This window comes from Saccharothrix sp. NRRL B-16348 (genome assembly GCF_001280085.1).
GTDB lineage: Bacteria > Actinomycetota > Actinomycetes > Mycobacteriales > Pseudonocardiaceae > Actinosynnema.
The window spans coordinates 1-16,886 of the sequence record NZ_LGED01000212.1 but is presented as its reverse complement, the minus strand read 5'-3'; the positions used below and the strand labels follow the sequence as shown (position 1 = coordinate 16,886).

Annotated in this window: 11 protein-coding genes; 4 read left to right on the top strand and 7 right to left on the bottom strand. The window is 69.6% G+C overall.

The window, feature by feature from the left end; all coding sequences use genetic code 11:
* Positions 1-401 precede the first annotated feature (401 nt).
* Positions 402-878 (top strand): hypothetical protein, encoded by a 477-nt coding sequence (locus ADK67_RS27605; RefSeq protein WP_053719438.1) that lies wholly within the window; start codon positions 402-404, stop codon positions 876-878.
* A 247-nt stretch (positions 879-1,125) separates the two neighbouring features.
* Here ADK67_RS27605 and ADK67_RS27600 read toward each other — a convergent pair whose 3' ends face one another.
* From ADK67_RS27600 to ADK67_RS27590, 4 genes are all read right to left on the bottom strand, one after another.
* Positions 1,126-2,031 (bottom strand): AAA family ATPase, encoded by a 906-nt coding sequence (locus tag ADK67_RS27600; protein ID WP_197289644.1) that lies wholly within the window; start codon positions 2,029-2,031, stop codon positions 1,126-1,128.
* Positions 2,028-2,681 (bottom strand): hypothetical protein, encoded by a 654-nt coding sequence (locus ADK67_RS52755; RefSeq protein ID WP_197289637.1) that lies wholly within the window; start codon positions 2,679-2,681, stop codon positions 2,028-2,030. Before ADK67_RS52755 ends, ADK67_RS27600 begins: the two co-directional genes overlap by 4 nt.
* Positions 2,682-2,978: 297 nt before the next feature.
* Complete coding sequence (locus tag ADK67_RS52745; RefSeq protein WP_197289636.1) at positions 2,979-4,160, bottom strand: helix-turn-helix domain-containing protein; 1,182 nt, start codon at positions 4,158-4,160, stop codon at positions 2,979-2,981.
* Positions 4,157-4,810, bottom strand: coding sequence for a TnsA-like heteromeric transposase endonuclease subunit (locus ADK67_RS27590; protein ID WP_269436034.1), 654 nt, complete (start codon positions 4,808-4,810; stop codon positions 4,157-4,159). Before ADK67_RS27590 ends, ADK67_RS52745 begins: the two co-directional genes overlap by 4 nt.
* 524 nt (positions 4,811-5,334) lie before the next feature.
* On the opposite strand from ADK67_RS27590, the gene ADK67_RS27585 reads away from it, so the two are divergent.
* Together ADK67_RS27585 and ADK67_RS27580 are read left to right on the top strand one after the other, a co-directional pair.
* Complete coding sequence (locus ADK67_RS27585; RefSeq protein WP_231648376.1) at positions 5,335-7,620, top strand: ATP-binding protein; 2,286 nt, start codon at positions 5,335-5,337, stop codon at positions 7,618-7,620.
* Between the two features lie 405 nt (positions 7,621-8,025).
* Positions 8,026-10,503, top strand: a complete 2,478-nt coding sequence (locus tag ADK67_RS27580; RefSeq protein WP_053719437.1) for a tetratricopeptide repeat protein — start codon at positions 8,026-8,028, stop codon at positions 10,501-10,503.
* 283 nt (positions 10,504-10,786) lie between these two features.
* On the opposite strand, the gene ADK67_RS27575 is transcribed toward ADK67_RS27580, so the two are convergent.
* Both ADK67_RS27575 and ADK67_RS51235 read right to left on the bottom strand, forming a co-directional pair.
* Positions 10,787-14,215, bottom strand: a complete 3,429-nt coding sequence (locus ADK67_RS27575) for an error-prone DNA polymerase (RefSeq protein ID WP_053719436.1) — start codon at positions 14,213-14,215, stop codon at positions 10,787-10,789.
* A gap of 594 nt (positions 14,216-14,809) precedes the next feature.
* Entirely contained in the window at positions 14,810-14,998 is a 189-nt protein-coding gene (locus ADK67_RS51235) for a hypothetical protein (RefSeq protein WP_157620878.1), read from the bottom strand.
* Between the two features lie 459 nt (positions 14,999-15,457).
* Between ADK67_RS51235 and ADK67_RS51230 the strand changes: the two genes are divergently transcribed.
* Positions 15,458-15,721, top strand: coding sequence for a hypothetical protein (locus ADK67_RS51230; RefSeq protein ID WP_157620877.1), 264 nt, complete (start codon positions 15,458-15,460; stop codon positions 15,719-15,721).
* 130 nt (positions 15,722-15,851) lie between these two features.
* Here the strand turns inward: ADK67_RS51230 and ADK67_RS27570 are convergent.
* Positions 15,852-16,886, bottom strand: a 1,035-nt coding sequence (locus tag ADK67_RS27570; RefSeq protein WP_157620876.1) for a tetratricopeptide repeat protein, incomplete at its 5' end; no start/stop codon positions are given.

Sequence of the window (16,886 nt, the reverse complement as noted above, 5' to 3'; positions counted from 1 at the left end):
AGGCATGTAAGGGGTGAACCGTGGCGAGACGGAAGGACTGATCGCGGCGCTGGATCGACGTGGTGCAGCGTTTCCTGAATATTACGTGCGGCCGGCATGCGCGCACCCGTGGCGACGCCTTGTCCAGCCACAGTCCGTATTCCCATGTCCGGATAGGTCAACGGTTGTATACTGTGAGAATTTCACGCGATCAGATCCCCGCATCGTTCCCTTGGGCACCGAACCGCAGGGCGAGCGAAATCCGTGATCGTTACTCGGGTGAGAACAGCCTGCTGCCAACACCGGCTACGCTGACCTCAGCCGCATAACCCCCGTGTCCAACATCCGGGGTGAAGTCCCCCGGAATAGAGAAAGGCAGATCACACATGCGTATGTTGAAAGCTTTCTGCACCGCGCTGGGCATGGTCGCGCTGGTCACGACCGCATCGGCGACCACTGCACAGGCGAGCCCGGCGAGCGGCGACGGCGGTGTATCGATCATCGCGCAGGCGTCGGCGCAGGCATCGGATGCCATTGAGCTCGCGCCCTACCAACTGATCACAGTGCCCGCGAACGGCCGGGTGAGCTGTTTCAACTACGGCGGCACGTTCAAGGTCGGCACGTACGTCTACAAGGTCGACTGGGCAACCACCTCGGACGAGTGCTTCGGCATCGGCCCGGACCGCAAGATCTGGCACGCCTGGCCGAACTCGGGCGGTTGGAAGCAGATGCCCGGCGGCGGCTATGCCGACCACATCGCCACGCCCTTCCTCGAGAACACGGACCCGCGGTCCAAGTACCGGAGGCTGGCGGTCTACACGCAGTCCAGCAACACGTTCTGGTGCCAGGACTACATCCTGCCCGCCGGTTGGGACGGCATCTGGTACGCGTGTGGGTGACCGACACGCATGGGGGCATCAGCCGTGCTCAGAACGAGATTCCCTACGACTCAGGCATACATGGGGTCGCTGACCTTGTCTGCCTGAAGTGACCGCGGTTGTTGGTCGGTGGTGACCGCACCTGGGGCGGCCGTGGGGCCGGTGTCGGTGGCACTTGACTGCGGGGGCCCGCGGAGCCGTCCGAGACCGGCCCCTGGTTCGGCCCCGGTGCGCACGGCGCGCTGACATCCCCGGTTAACCAGCGTCATCAACGATCCGATGTGTCCGGTCGAGCGGGCGAACAGGTAGTCCGACAACTCGTCGGCGAGCATCCCCGGCCGTGCGCGGGCCAGCACCAGGCGCTGCTCGATGGCCAGCAGCACCGCGCGGCGGTGTCGACCAGGAACGGCTCCATCCCCAGCCGGGTGGTGCGCCGCCCGGACTGCGCCAACACCGGGTCGCCGGCCGCGTCGATCTCGTCGAGCAGACCTCGCCGCGCCAAACCCACGCCGACGAACACCAGCGTCACCGGGTACTCGTTGGCGATGTACTTGAAGTGGTTACTGATCTCCACACCCGAGGTGTTGCGCCACCGCAGGAAGTACAGGTCGTCCACGATGAGCAGCCGCACGTGGCAGCTGGTCATGCAGTCCAGCGCGCGGGCGGCGAACAACGCCGCGGTGCCCCGGTTTGTCCCAGGGTGCGCGAAGAACTCCAGCATCGCCCGGTTGAAGTCCTTCAACCCGGTGTTGCCGGTCAGCCCGACCCGGCACACCGGCCACCGTTGGTGCCCCTCCGGCGTGAGCGGCCCGTGCTCGGCGATCTCGCGCCGGTGGAACCGTCTGGCGAACGCCAGCACCGAAGTGGTCTTGCCCGGGCCGGGAAAGGCGTCGATCGCGACCGCGCCCTTGGCCTTGTCCCCGTCGTGGGCGTTGCTGTCCACGATGTCCCACAGATCCTCGTGCAGTGCGACCAGCTGCGGGGTCCGCAGCGGCCCCAGGTTCGCGTGCCACTCCCGACGCCGCCGGTCGTAGTCGTTGCGCGCCGCCTCGCCGAGCGCACGGATCTTCCTGGTCGACAACGGCTCCGGCCGGGTGCGGGCGGGTGCGTCGACGAACTGCTGCCAGCCCTCCTTGCGCGCGAGGGTGAGGTTGTCCAGCCCGCGGGTGCTCACACGTCCTCCAACGCGTCGGCGTAGAAGTCGTCCTCGGCCTCCAGAACGGCCACGTCGTCGACGTCGTCGTCGCCCATCACCGGCGGAGGCTCCGGTGCTCGCGTCGCGGCGTCGAGCACTCGCGCCACCGACGGCAGCGCGGAGACCGTCGATCCGGCCGCCGGCGGGTCGAGCGCCGTCTGCTCCCGCGCGAGCCGCAACGCGATCCGTCGTTCGGGCAGGCTGCCTCCCAGACCGGCGTTCCAACGCTCCAGCAAGTCGGCCACCGCGACCTTGTCGTCGGGATAGGTGTAGCGCGACGCCGCCAGCCTGCGGGCGAAGGCCAGCGCGTCCTGGCTGAACGGCATGTCCAGGGCCGGGGCGTGTTCCCACGTCAACGTATGCCACGTGCGCGCGTGCGGATCGCGGAAGTACACGCGGTTGACGTCGTCCGGGTCGACCTGGAACGGCCACCGCCCCCGGGCCCGACCGGTGTAGGGGCTCTTGCTGCCGCGGTACGGGTCCAGCGCGGGCCCGTTGTGGCGGCGGCCGTCGATCTCCACGCCGTAGTGCTGGATCGTGCGCCACGCGGTGCGCAGGACCTCCAGCGCCAGGTCCGGATCGCGGGGCGCCTCGATGTAGCCGGCGCGGGCGAGGCCGTGGTCGAACATCGTCGCCGGGACATCCGCATCGCGGGCAGGTGCGGGTCGAGCAGCCCGTCGTGCGGCCGGTGGTGATAGACCACCGCGACCCACTCGCGGATGATCGCCTCCAGTCCGTCGAGGAAGAAGAACGCCTCGCGCTCCGGGTTGATCCACGCGCGTGCACGTCGGGGCCCTTGTAGCCGGGCAGCGCCTGCAGCAGGTCTTCCGGGAGCGTGCGGAAGAACCGCTCCACCGGGCCCTTGTCCCGGCCCGTGCGCAACCGCGCTGGCTGGATCGAGATCCCCATCCGCGCGCACACGCTGGTCAGGTGCTCGGAGACGAACACCTTGCCGTGATCGACCACGATCGTCTCCGGCACCATAACCGGACCCGACACCCAGGCCGCCGAACCGCCGGGCGTTGGACGGCGTCGACGTCGAGCAGCACGGTGCGCGGGATACCGTGCGCGGGCCACACCGCGTGCTCCGGCCAGTCCGCCCCGGCCGGCCGAGGCCGGAAGACCTGGAACAGCACCGAGGCGACGTCGACGGCCTTCGTCGACACCGGCGTGAGCCTGATCCCGGTCACGCAGCGCGTGTACCAGTCCATCGCCACCGTGAGTTCGCAGTTGATCCAGCGCAACGTCACCGGGTCCAACGCGAAGACGTCCAGCCGCGTCGAGTCCATCAGCACGTACTCGCCCGGCCTCGTCGGTCGCAGCTTCCCGTACACCCCGGCCGGCCGCTCCGCGATGTCCCGGTTGCGCCTGGCGCTCAACCGGAACGTCGGATGCCGCCGCTCCAACTGCTCCAGCACCCGGAACGCCGTCGCCCGGCTCGGCACCTTTACCACGCCGTCACCGAACTGCGCGAGCACGCGCGCGTTGGTCCGGTCGATCACCATCGTCCTCGACGGCGTCGACTCGCCGGTGTGCTCCACCATCACTTCGAGCGCGATGTCGGTCCAGCGCCGGTCGACCTTGAGCCCGTGACCACGCTGTGCCGTCCGCCTGTGGGGTACAAGACCGGCTTCACCGCTGTCCTGGAAGTCGCGGACCCAGCGCTGGACCGTACGCGCGGTGACACCGAGTTCGGCGGCCTTGGCCGCGTACCGGCCGTACATCGCCACTCCCGGCGCGTACTCCGGCCGAGGCTCGCCCGCCCGCGACAGCTCGCGCGCTCCCGAGCGATACCCGGTCAGAACCTCGCGCACGTGCGCGGCGCGGTTGCGGACCCTGTCCCGCTCGGCCTCGGACAGCTGTGTGAGCAGCACATCGGCCGGTTCCACGGGATCGTCCCCAGCAGGCCCCGAGGTGTCGGGAATCGGCCTCATGCGGGCAGAGGTCAGCAGCTCGCGCAGGGATACCCGCAGGAGGTCCTGGTTCGAGGTGCTCCTGAGCACGACCTCGTTGCCCGCAGCCATGCGCAGCATCTCCACGATCTCCACGACGCCACCCTCGTGGACGAAGCGCGCACCGACTCCGATCCGCACGGCCGCGGTGCTCATCGTGCGATCCGCAGGATGTGGCCAGGCCCTGTCGGATGAGCCAGATCGACGACGAAGTGCCCGCACCACATCAGATGCAGCACCGCGGCCCGGACCACCTCGACCGGCCACGCAGTCCATGTCCGGCAGACCCCGAGCAGTCGAGCCCCGTCCAGATTCTCGCTCCGCAGCCGCACCAGCAGGTCGCCGTCGAACAACCACTCACGACGGTAAGCCGCCAGGAACCGGACGCACTCCAGCTCGACGAGCGGAGGCTCGCTCCAGACCTCGTACCGCCAACCACGGGGCTCGACCTCGTCCCTCGTCCACGCGAGAGCGCGAGCGACTTCCGGCCTGCTGAGGAGGGCCTGAGGCTTCACATCGACCACCACCGGGCCCGACCCGGTCAACAGCAGGAAGTCCGGCACGGACCTACGCCTTACACCCAGAACTTCCTTCTCCAGGAGAAAGGGTTGGGCGGCGATCACCCGCACCGAACTGTCGAAATCCGCGAACAGCAATCGCGCGAGTTCCAGTCGCGACTCGTACGGAACATGTCCCTTCATAGTGCTCGACCAGTACGTGCCCGAGTGGTGCTTCTGCCCCCGATACCAGCGAAAGGTCGGCATGCGCGTCGGCGACACCACACGAACAGCCCAACACCGACCCACCGCCCGCGAAGATCAATCTTACATAGATGTCGTATACGACATGCGCGCGACGTTACTCGTGAGATTGCGACATGAATTGTGAGACCCTACAGCGCTGTAGGGTCTCGCGCCTGGTGACATTTGGATCTTCCGTGACCTGGATGTTCTGAGGTGTCTCACGGCGATGTGTGGATGATCAGTCTCGGGCGGCGTGCCACAGGCACCGGGCGAGCACGTACGGGGTTCGGCGACCGTCCACTACCCGGTGGGCTACGCCCCAACCACGACCCGGGGGTAGCTGCCCAGGGACGGAGGGGTCGGGTGGGCGATCACGGACCGGCCACCGGGTCAGGCCACGTTCGCCCCACCATCCAGCAGCGGCTTGTCATCGGGCCCTTGACGTACGAGCGACCGGCGGCTCCACCGTTGTGCGGAGTGCTTCGGCGGTCGGGTGAATCGCTCGCCCGTTCCCTGCCGACGCGCACGGCGCGATGCGACGCTGAACGGCACCAGGTGGTGACAACGGGCCCGGGAGGTGGCCGAGCGTGGCGACGCCCAAGCGCGATCGGCTAGGCGCCGGTCTCGCGTCCGGTCGCGAGACCGAACACGACGGCCTGCCCATGGCACTCAACACGATGTCCGGTACCGCGAGCGCGGTGGTGCAGGCCGGAGTGATACACGGCGACGTGCACCTGCACCCCGCGCCCACACCTTCCGTGCCGTCGGTCCCGCGTCAGCTACCCGCCGCGCCCGCGGTGTTCACCGGACGCACCGCCGAGCTGGCGACGCTCGACCGTGCCCTCGCCGCTGCCCGGTCCGAACACCACGACGACCACCTCAGGCCGGGGTGGGCCGGTGCCGAGCCGCCAGCCGGAACGGCGGTCATGATCTCGGCCATCGGAGGCGCGGCCGGGATCGGCAAGACCACGCTCGCCCTGACCTGGGCCCACCGCAACCTGCACCGCTTCCCCGACGGACAACTCTTCGCCGACCTGCAGGGCTTCAGCCCCACCGGACGACCGACCCCACCGGCAGACGCCGCACGCGGCTTCCTGACCGCCCTCGGCATCGACCCCGCGGCCCTACCCTCGAACCTCGACGACCTGGCCACGCTGTACCGCAGCATGGTCGCCGGACGGCGGATACTGGTCGTGCTGGACAACGCCGCCACGATCGACCAAGTCGCACCGCTGCTGCCCGGAAGCCCGACCTGCACCGTGCTGGTCACCGGCCGCACCATCCTGCCCTCCCTTATCGACCGCCACGGCGCACACCACCTACCGCTGGACGTCCTCGGCCACGCCGAGGCCCGGGCACTGCTGGAACGACGCCTCGGCCACCGGCGCACCAACGCCGAACCCGAGGCGACCGACGCGCTGATCGAGCTGTGCGGCCACCACGCGCTGGCGTTGACGATCACCGCCCGTCAAGCCGCTGTCCACCCGGCCATCCCGCTGGCAGAGTTCGTGACCGAGCTGCGCGACCTCGGCCTGGACGCGCTGGACCACGACACCGACCCCGCCGCCAGCCTGCCCACCGTCCTGTCCTGGTCCCTGCACCGGCTCACCGACGAACAACGCACCACGTTCGCCCTGCTCGGCATCGCCCCCGGACCCGACACCACCCTGCACGCCGCCGCCCCCCTCACCGGCCTGCCCCTGCCACGGACACACCGGATTCTGCGCGCCCTGCGGGAACACTCCCTGCTCGACCGCCAGCCCCAGGGCCGCTACTCCATGCACGACCTCATCCGCGCCTACGCCACCATCACAGCCCACAACGACCTGACCGAACTCCAACGCCGGGCGGCGTTGGACCGGGTGATCGACTTCTACGACGACACCGCCCACACCGTGCACCACGTCCTGCACCCGCATAAGGGAAGCCGTACCGCCCCACCGATCACCGGCGTGTGCCCGGAGCCGATCGCCGACCAGCCCACCGCGCTGACCTGGTTGGATCTCCACCACCCGCATCTACTGGCCGCTCACCGCATCGCCGTCACACACCAGCGGCACATGACCGCTTTCAACCTGGCTGCGATCCTTGGCGAGGCTCACGAACGGCGTGGGCACCGCTACGGCGCATTGGACGTGTGGCAGGCCACCACGCGAGTCGCCGCATACCTTCCCTTCTACGCCGCTATCCGCGTCCACCGATACCTTGGCCGTACCTACGCCGAACACGGACAGCACCAGAAGGCCATCGAGCAGCTGAACCAAGCCCTCACATTGGCCGAACACCACCACGAGCCTGTTCGTCAAGCCCGTATCCAACTTGATCTCCAACGGGCTTGGGAGCTTCACGGGGACGACCGGCAGGCTTTGAAGCACGCCCGGCAAGCTCTGGACCTAGCCCGCAACCACGGTGATCCACTGTCCGTAGCCAGTGCACTCAACGCGGTCGGGTGGCACGCGGCCCACGTTGGCGACCTCGCCGCCGCCCGTGACCACTGCCAGCAGGCTCTGACCATGTTCCGCCAGCACAGCGCTCCGGAGGCTGAGGGCAACGTCCTGGACAGTCTGGGCTTCATCGCCCATCGCAATGGCGACCACACCCAAGCGCTCAACTACTACCATCAGGCCCTCGAATCGTTCCGCACCACCGGCGACGCCAGGTTGTCCGCCGACACACTCGACCGTCTCGGCCACGTGCACCACGATCTCGGTAAGCACGACCAAGCCCACACGGCGTGGCAGGAAGCCCTTCGCCTGTTCCGTCACCAGGACCGCACCGCCGACGCCGAACGCGTTCGACAACTACTCGACAACCTCGACTCCGCGTCGGCCACGAACGCACATCAGGCGCCCATCGGTGCCACGCCGCCCTAACGACACCCTCGACAGTGAGACTCGCGAAACAACAACAACTGCTCGTCGGACAGCATAAAGTAGGTTCGCGTTGCGTTCTAATCTTACAACCTGAGGAACGAATGTAGGTTCTCGCCCCTTGGGACATGTCGATCTTAGTCGACCTGTGGTTTCTCTGTTGTCTCACGACGGTGTCACCAAGATCAGTCTCAGTTCCCGTGGCACTTCCTCGGGCCGGTTGAAGGCGTCGGCGTACGGGAGCGGTCCGGCGCTCGCAGGCAGAGAACTCCACTTCCCCGCCCCCGCGGGAGCACCATCTGCCGGTGATGGGGGTGCGGTCCGCCATCGTGCGGTGTGCGCGAGTGTGCGGGACGCCAAGGTTGTTCTGGAGGGGTCGGAGATCCGGTCGAACTGGAGTGCGCGCACGTGACGACCGACGGTGCCACGGGTGGCGGTGACGGGCACAGGGTGGACCTGGACGCGACCGCGTCCGGATACGCCGTGGTCGTCCAAGCCGGTCGCGACGCGACGGTCGCGGTCCACCAGGGCGACCGCGCGCGGGTGGCATGGCCGGTACGGGTCGGCGTTCCGCCGTCCCCAGCCGACCACCACCAGGACCGCCGGGCGTACGCGCTGCTGGTCGACGCGTTGGCCTCGGGACGCGCGGCGATGGTGGTCGGCGCGCCGCAGCGCGCAGGCGTGGTCGTGTCGGGAATGGGTGGGGTGGGCAAGTCGCAGTTGGCCGCCCGTCACGCGTGGTCGGTCTGGGCCGACCCGGTGGTGGACGTGGCGGTGTGGGTGTCGGCGCTCTCTCGCGACGCGATCGTGACCACCTACGCCGACGCTGCCACGCGGGTGCTGGTCCAACAGGACCCGCAGATCGCCGACCGGCCACCCGAGCAGGCTGCGGCCCGGTTTCGGGAGTGGCTGGCCTCCACCTCGCGCCGCTGGCTGATCGTGTTGGACGACGTGCAGGACCCGGCGCACCTGCGCGGCCTGGACCCACCACCCAGTGCCGGTGGGCAGGTCGTGGTCACCAGCCGCCGGCGTGACGCGGCGGCGGGGCGCGGCGATCACCGGGTGATCGAGCTGGACGTGTTCACCCCCGACGAAGCCCTGTCCTACCTCGCCGAAACCATGGCCGGCACCGCGGACGGCGGTGTCCGGGACCGGCTGGCCGGGTTGGCGACGGAGCTGGGGTGTTTGCCGTTGGCGTTGAGCCAGGCTGCGGCCTACCTGGCCGACCAACCCCTGCTCACCGTCACGACCTACCGGAAGATGCTCGCGGACCGGCGCCGCACTCTGGCCGAACTGACCCCACCCGAACACGCCCTGCCCGAACACCAACTCACCATCGCTGCGACCTGGTCGGTGTCCATCGACCGCGCCGACCTCGTCGAGAACCCCACCCAGCCGCGTGGCGCGGGCCTGGCACGGCCGCTGCTGGAGATCGCCGCCCTGCTCGACCCCCACGGCATCCCACTCGACATGTTCAGCGCCCCACCGGTCCTGGACCACCTCACCACCCTTGCGCGCAGGCGGGTCGATCACGACGACGTCAACGACGGACTCACACGACTACACCGGTTCAACCTCATCACCCTCACCCCCGACCGCCCAGCCAAGGCGGTGGCGGTGCACGCCCTGGTCCAACGCGCCGTCCGTGACGCCCTGAGCCCCGACCACCTCCACACCCTCGCCCACACCACCGCCGACACCCTCCTGGGGATCTGGCCGGATGTCGACACCGTCCACCCCGACCTCGGCCAAGCCTTACGCTCCAACACCACCACACTCCACACCCACACAACCCCCGCACTGCTCACCCCCGCACTCCACGACGTACTCGAACGCGCGGGGAAATCTCTGGGCGGCAGCGGCCAAGTCCACGCCGCCATCACCTACTGGCACAACCTCTACGGCCACATCAACTCACAACTGGGGCCCGACCACCCCGACACCCTGAACACCCGTGGCAAGCTCGCCTACTGGCGGGGTGCAGCGGGTGACCCAGGCAGTGCGGTGGCCGGGTTCGAGGCACTGCTGACCGACCACCTCCGGGTGATGGGGCCCGACCACCCCGACACCTTGGACACCCGTAGCAAGCTCGCCTCTTGGCGGGGCTCAGCGGGTGACCAGGCTGGCGCGGTGGCCGGGTTCGAGGCACTGCTGGCCGACCGACTGCGCGTGTTGGGACCCGACCACCCCGACACCCTGAACACCCGCGGGAGCCTCGCCTACTGGCGGGGTGAGGAGGGTGACCCGGGCAGTGCGGTGGCCGGATTAGAAGCGCTGGTGACCGACCAACTGCGCGTGTTGGGACCCGACCACCCCGACACCCTGAACACCCGCGGGAGCCTCGCCTACAGGCGGGGCGAAGCGGATGACCCGGGCAGTGCGGTGGCCGAGTTGGAGGCGCTGCTGAGCGACCGACTCCGGGTCCTCGGGCCCGACCACCCCGACAGCCTTCACACCCGCATCGACCTTGCCTACTGGCGGGTTGAGGCGGGCGACCCAGGCAGCGCGGTGGCTGAGTCGGAGGCGCTGCTGGCCGACCGACTCCGGGTTCTCGGGCCCGACCACCCCGACACCCTGATCACCCGTGGCATCCTCGCCCACTCGCGGGGTGAAGCGGGTGACCCAGTTGGCGCTGTGGCCGGGTTCAAGGCGCTGCTGCCAGATCATCTCCGGGTGATGGGGCCCGACCACCCCGTCACCTTAAGCACCCGTGCCAACCTCGCCCGCTGGCGGGGTGAGGCGGGCGACCCGGGCAGTGCGGTGGCCGAGTTGGAGGCGCTGCTGGCCGACCACCTCCGGGTCCTCGGGCCCGACCACCCCAGTACTATGATCACCCGCAACAAGCTCACTCACTGGCAAGAAATGGTGAAGCGGCACTCTAACTGACGCGCTGACAATGAAGTGGAAATTAGGCCATTTCCATCAGCGGGCAAACTCACAGACACCGATCCAACTAACGGTTCGCCCATCAACGCGTCACCATCAGTAGGAGCGGGCGGTGTGTAAGCCACAACTCCACCATCGGCAACAGCAACACCGCGCATAACCCCACGATTGAAGTCCTACCCGAAGAGCCCAGTCTCAGTCCGCTGCCAAGTGGCAGCATGGTGGCAGACTCGAATGAAAACTGGCAGTCGATTTTGAGATCCTACAACCGACGACCCGGCAGTCAGCGGAAGTCGCGTGATCTGCCGGCTACTCGTGGGTCGAGTGGGCGGAGTTGGTCGGCGACGAGGTTGACGGCGCCGCTGGCGTTCTCGATGATGCCGCGCACGAGCAGGGCGTTGGCGTCTCGCGCGTAGCTCTTGCTGGTGCGCCAGAGGCCGACGCTGACGACGACGTTGATCATTCCGGTCTCGTCCTCGATGTTGATGAACGTGATTCCGCCTGCGGTGCCGGGGCGTTGGCGGTGGGTGACCGCGCCGCCGACCAGGACGCGTGTGCCGTGGGGGACGTCGGCGAGTTGGTCGGCGGGGATGGCACCGAGGTCGGTGAGGTGGGTGCGCAGTAGTCGGACGGGGTGGTCGTCGGGGGTGACGCCGGTGAAGCGCATGTCGGCGGCGATCAGGTCCCAGGTGGTCATGCCGGGTAGGGCGGGTGGTGTGGTGACGCCGCTGGTGCCGGCGAGGCGTTCGGGGTGTTCGCGGGCGGCGGCGCCGGCCTGCCACAGGGCGGCGCGGCGGTCGGGGTGCAGGCTGCCCAGCGCGCCCGCGGTGGCCAGGGCTTCGAGTTGGGTGGTGGTCAGGCCGGTCCGTCGTGCCAGGTCGCCCAGGTCGGTGTAGGGGCCGTGGGTGTGGCGTTCGGTGGTGATGTGTTCGGCGGCGTCGTCGCCGAGGTCGCGCACGGCGCCCAGGCCCAGCCGCACGGCGTGACCGCCGGTGCTGTCGGGGTCCGGTTCGAGGGTGGCGTGGGGAAGGCTGACGTCGACGTCGGCGCGCAGGACGCGGACGCCGTGGCGGCGGGCGTCGGCGATCAGCGACTGCGGGGAGTAGAAGCCCATCGGTTGGGCGCGCAGCAGGGCGGCGCAGAACGCGGCCGGGTGGTAGAGCTTGAACCAGGCGCTCTGGAACACGATGTGCGCGAAGCTCAGCGCATGGCTCAGTGGGAAGCCGTAGCCTGAGAAGGCTTGTGCCTGCAGGAAGATGCGATCGGCGAGTTCGCCGGTGATCCCGTTGCGGGCCGCGCCGGCATAGAACCGTTCCCGTAGACGCTCCATCTTGGACAGTGCACGCTTGGAGCCCATGGCCCGTCGCAGTTCGTCGGCCTCCCCCGGGCTGAACCCGGCGACGTCGATCGCAACCTGCATGACCTGCTCCTGGAACAACGGCACACCCAGGGTGCGGTCCAGGGCGTGGGCCAGCAGCGGGTGGTCGTGGTTCCAGGGTTCGCCGCGGCGGCGGCGCAGGTAGGGGTGCACTGAGCCGCCCTGGATCGGGCCTGGTCTGATGAGCGCGACCTGGACGGCGATGTCCCAGAAGCTGCGGGGGCGCAGTCGGGGCAGGGTGCCCATCTGCGCTCTGCTTTCCACCTGGAACACGCCGACGGTGTCGGCGTGTTCCAGCATGTCGTAGACGGCCGGGTCGGTCAGGTCGAGTCGGGCGAGGTCGACCTGTATGCCTTCGTGTTCGGCGACCAGGTCGCGGGTGTAGCGGATGGCGGAGAGCATGCCGAGGCCGAGCAGGTCGAACTTGACCAGCCCGGCGGTGGCGCAGTCGTCCTTGTCCCACTGCAACACCGTCCTGCCGGGCATCCGGGCCCGTTCCACGGGCACCACCTCTGCCACCGGCCGGTCACAGATGACCATGCCGCCGGAGTGGATGCCCAGATGTCGCGGCGCTCCCTCCAGTTCGGCGGCCAGCAGCAGCACCTCCCGCGGAATCGGCCCGACCCGACCACCGCTCTCCGGTGACCGGGCCGGTGCGTGGCCGATGCCGTCCGCCTGGCCGGGGGTGACTGGCCGGTCCCCCGCCGCGGGGTCGGTGGTGTGGCCGGCGGGGTTGTCGGGGGTGTTGTCGGCGGCGGCGTCGCGTACGGTGCCCCAGCCGTCGACCCGCTTGCTCCAGGCGTCCTGGCTGCCCGGCGGGTAGCCCAGGGCGTGCGCGGCGTCGCGGATCGCCGACCGTGCCCGGTAGGTGATCACGTTCGCGACCTGTGCGGCGTGCCGGCGCCCGTAGCGGCGGTACACGTACTGGATCACCATCTCGCGGCGGTCGGACTCGATGTCCAGGTCGATGTCGGGCGGCCCGTCGCGCTCCACCGACAGGAAGCGTTCGAACAGCAGGTCGTACTTCACCGCGTCGACGTTGGTGACGCCCAGCGCGTAGCAGACTGCGGAGTTCGCCGCCGAGCCGCGGCCCTGGCACAGGATGTCGTTGCGGCGGCAGAACTCCACGATGTCGTGCACGATCAGGAAGTAGCCGGGGAAGTCCAGCCGCTCGATGATGTCCAGCTCGTGCTCCAGCTGCGCCCACGCCCGCGGGTCGGCCTCCGGTGGGCCGTAGCGTTCGCGGGCGCACGCGGCGGTCAGCTCCCGCAGCCACGACGCCTCCGTGTGCCCCTCGGGCACGTCGAACGGCGGCAACCTGGGGGCGACGAGCCGCAAGTCGAAGGCGCACTCCAGCCCCAGCAGCGCCGCGTGGTGCACCGCGCCGGGAAACCGGGCGAACCGACGCGCCATCCGCTCCCCCGCCCGCAGCGCCGCCTGCCCGTGCGGCGGCAGCCATCCCGCCATCCGCTCCAGCGGCAGTCGGGCACGCACCGACGCCATCGCCGCCGCCACCCGACCGCCACGCGGGGTGGCGTAGTGCACCGCGTTGGTCGCCACCACCGGCAACCCCGCCTGCGTCGCGAGCGCGGCCAGCAGGTCGTTGCGTACCGAGTCCTCCGGCAGCGCATGGTCGACCAACTCCACCGCCACGTGCTGCCGCCCGAACCGGTCCACCAACACACCGAGCGCCTCGGCGGCCTCCGCGGCGCCGCCGCGCTTCAACGCCCGGCGCACGGCGCCCTTGCGGCAGCCGGTGAGCACCAGCACGTGCCCGGCGAGTTCCTCGACCACCTGGTCCAGGTCGTAGACCGGGCTGCCCTTCTCCTCGCCGCGCAGGTGGGCGTCGGAGATGACCGAGCACAACCGTCGGTAGCCCTCCGCGCCGCGCGCCAGCACCAGCAGGTGCTCGCCGATCGGGTCCGGCACGCCGGTACGCGGTCCGGCCGAGCGCACACTCAGCTCCGAGCCATACACGGTGTGCACGCCCAACTCCCGCGCGGCCTCGGCGAACCGCACCACCCCGTGCATCCCATCGTGGTCGGTCAACGCGACCGCGTCCAGCCCCAGCCGCGCCGCCTCCTCCACCAGCTCCTCGGGGTGGCTCGCGCCGTCGAGGAAGCTGAAGTTGGAGTGACAGTGCAGCTCCGCGTAGGGCACCCGCGCCGTGTTCTGGTCTTCCCTGGTCACCCGGCGGTCGAGCAGGTCCTCCGCGCGGACATAGCCGTCACGCCCGCGCGGTCCCGGCGAACAGTGCCCGGCGGCGTCGACCCGCCCGGACAGCGCCCGCTCCAGCTGCGCCCACGGCAGATCCGTCCCGCTGTCGAACCCCAACGCACAATCCTCCCCACCGGCGATACCACCGAGGGGAAGTCGGCAGAACCGACCGGACCGCCATCCGAAGAGGCCACCGGTCGGTCGAACATAGGTTCGACAGCTTTTTAGTCCATGCGACCCGGACACGCAAGCGGGAGGCGCCTTGCTGACCAGGTCCGTCCGTCGCTGCCGCGAGCCGCCCCCGCGTCCTCGCTTCACCGTTAGCCCACGCACCTGCCACTCGCGTGACCGGCAGCCCCAACTCCTGGGTGTACTGCCGCCGTACGGCGGGATACAGCGCGAGCACGCCGTGGTGCGCTCCGCGAACACCGCGTAGGCCCGGCCGGGCCGGGCGTCGCGATTGACTCCACGTGGGCCGGACTGGCGGAAACCCTGCATGATCCTGTCGCGAACCCGACGATTCCACCCGAGGATGACTGGACGGATACGACGGCGGCGGGGAGGTGGAGGGTGGCCGAACCCGCACGGCCGATCGACGCGCTGCCGCACATCGCGCCCATGCTCGCCGTCCTCGGCGAACCACTCGAACCCGCGCCCGGCCTCGCCGTGGAGTTCAAATGGGACCTCTGTGCACGGTTTCAGTCTGTTGGATCAGGCAGGACGATACGGTTGGGGCACGCTCACGCCGGCCGGAATCAACACCGCGCGATCCGGACGACGAGCCGACGAACCGGAGTTCAGGCGGATGCCCGCCTCATGCCGTCGCGGCCCGTCCCAGATGCCGGGGAACAGCACCGCCCAGCGCAGCAGGTCGGGGTCGACCGGGCCCGCTGCGACCAATAGGGAGTCCTCGACCAGCGCGATCGGTGCATCGGTGGTGGTCTCGCGTCACATCGTTGCGGCGATGAGGACCTACGGAGTTCGCCGGCTGCGACGCCAGGCTGCTGGGACGAGCGGTCGCCCTGAAGCTCGTCGAACTCCCCGCCGGAGGCTCCTGGAACGGTGCCGCGCCGCTACTGGACATCCCGCCCGGCCCGGCAGGGTTGGCGGTGCCGAAGTTATGGCGATGGGCGGCCCCCACGACATCCCCCTGACTCCTGTTCGACGCTGGCGCGGAGACCATCGCGCGACGCCTGGACGACCTGCCGTACAAGACCGACTACGTCCGACGCCGAGCGCGGCCGGCCACCTGGTCGCTGGCGCCCCGCCGACTGGCACGACCTCACCGACGACCTGCCCTTCCGACACCGGCCGGCGGGCCCGGCCCACTGGACCGAACGGAAACGCCTGATCGCCTCGGTGCTGGTCTGGGCACACGTCACCCGGGGCGACTACCTGTTCGCCCCGATCGTGCTGGATCACAAGCAGCACGACCCGGGAACACACCAGTTCGTCGAACAGATCAGCATATTCGTCACGCCCCGCAACCAGCGCGGAACGACACTGCTGCTCAACCAAAGACTCGAACGCTACGCCACTGCGCTCACCCGCCGACCCGGCATCCCTTCCCTCGATCGGGGTCAACCGATGCCCACATCGACGAGGAGTCGACCACCACGGTGACCGCGAAGGAATGGACTGTTATCCGGCTCCTTGCGTTCAGCAGCGAGCCCTCCGCCGCGCCGCGGCCTCCTCCTGTGAGGCATCAGTTCGCTGACCTGAGAACCCGTCACCAGGTGTCAGCGGGTAGGCGTCACTGCCTGTCAGCACCGGCGTGACCAGTGTCGTCGAGGTCGTCGAGTTGGCGTTGGACGCGCTCGGCGTCGGTGCCGCGGCCTTGTTCCCGGTACAGCTCCAGCGCCTCCCGCCATACCGTGCGGGCCTGCTCGTGTTGTCCGAGGGCGGCGTGGGGATGGCCCATGTTGTCGAGGGTGTTCGCGACCTCGTAGGCGTGGCCGAGGTTGCGGTACAGGGTGAGGGCCTGGTGGTAGTGGTCGAGGGCTTGGTGGTGGTCGCCGGTGTGGTGGGCGATGTAGCCCAGGCTGTCCTGGGTGTCCGCCTCGCCGTCGGGGTTGTGGTGGTATCGGTGCAGGGTGAGGGCGGCGTGGCAGTGCTCGCGGGCGGTGTCGAACTGGCCCAGGCGCGCGGCGAACCAGCCCACCGCGTTGAGCGCGTCGGCTTCCCCCACCGGCTGGTCGAGGGCACGGGAGAGGTCGAGGGCTTGGTGGGCGTGCTCCAGGGCCTGCCGGTCGTCCCCCCGTCGTCCCCGGGCGAACGCGAGTGCCCGGTGGGTGGTTGCCTGTTCGGCGGGGTCGTGGTGGCGCAGGGCCAGGTCGAGGGCCTGCTCCAGGTGGGTGGTGGCCTGTTCGTGCAGGCCCAGCAGGGAGCAGGCGCTGCCGAGAATCCGGTGGGCGCGGCCGCGGGTGGCGGGGTCGGGCAGGTGGTCGGCGGCGTCCAGTGCGGCCTGCCACGTGGTGATCGCGTCGTGCCGGTGTGCCCGTCGGAGGTGAAAGGTGTGCAGGTTCCAGGCGAGGTGCCAGACGGTGTGGTGGTGGCGGAGGGTGGCGGCGGTGCGTTGGGTGGCCAGCAGGGTGGCGTGCTCGGCGGCCAGCCAGGCCAGCGCCGCGGCGGTGTCGGGCAGCGGGTGCGGGTGCACGCCGGGCGCGGGCGGCTCGGGCGACAGGAGCGGGCGGTGGGGTTCCAGGAGGCGGGCGGCGGCGTGGGCGGTGTGCAGGTGGAAGTCCGCCACCCGGGTCAGGGCCGCTTCCCGCACGTGCTCGGGCAGGGT

Bases quoted from the DNA above. Each gene is read 5' to 3' on its own strand.
- ADK67_RS27605 (WP_053719438.1), top strand. From the start codon at position 402: ATGGTCGCGCTGGTCACGACCGCATCGGCGACCACTGCACAGGCGAGC.
- ADK67_RS52755 (WP_197289637.1), bottom strand. From the start codon at position 2,681: ATGTTCGACCACGGCCTCGCCCGCGCCGGCTACATCGAGGCGCCCCGC.
- ADK67_RS52745 (WP_197289636.1), bottom strand. From the start codon at position 4,160: ATGAGCACCGCGGCCGTGCGGATCGGAGTCGGTGCGCGCTTCGTCCAC.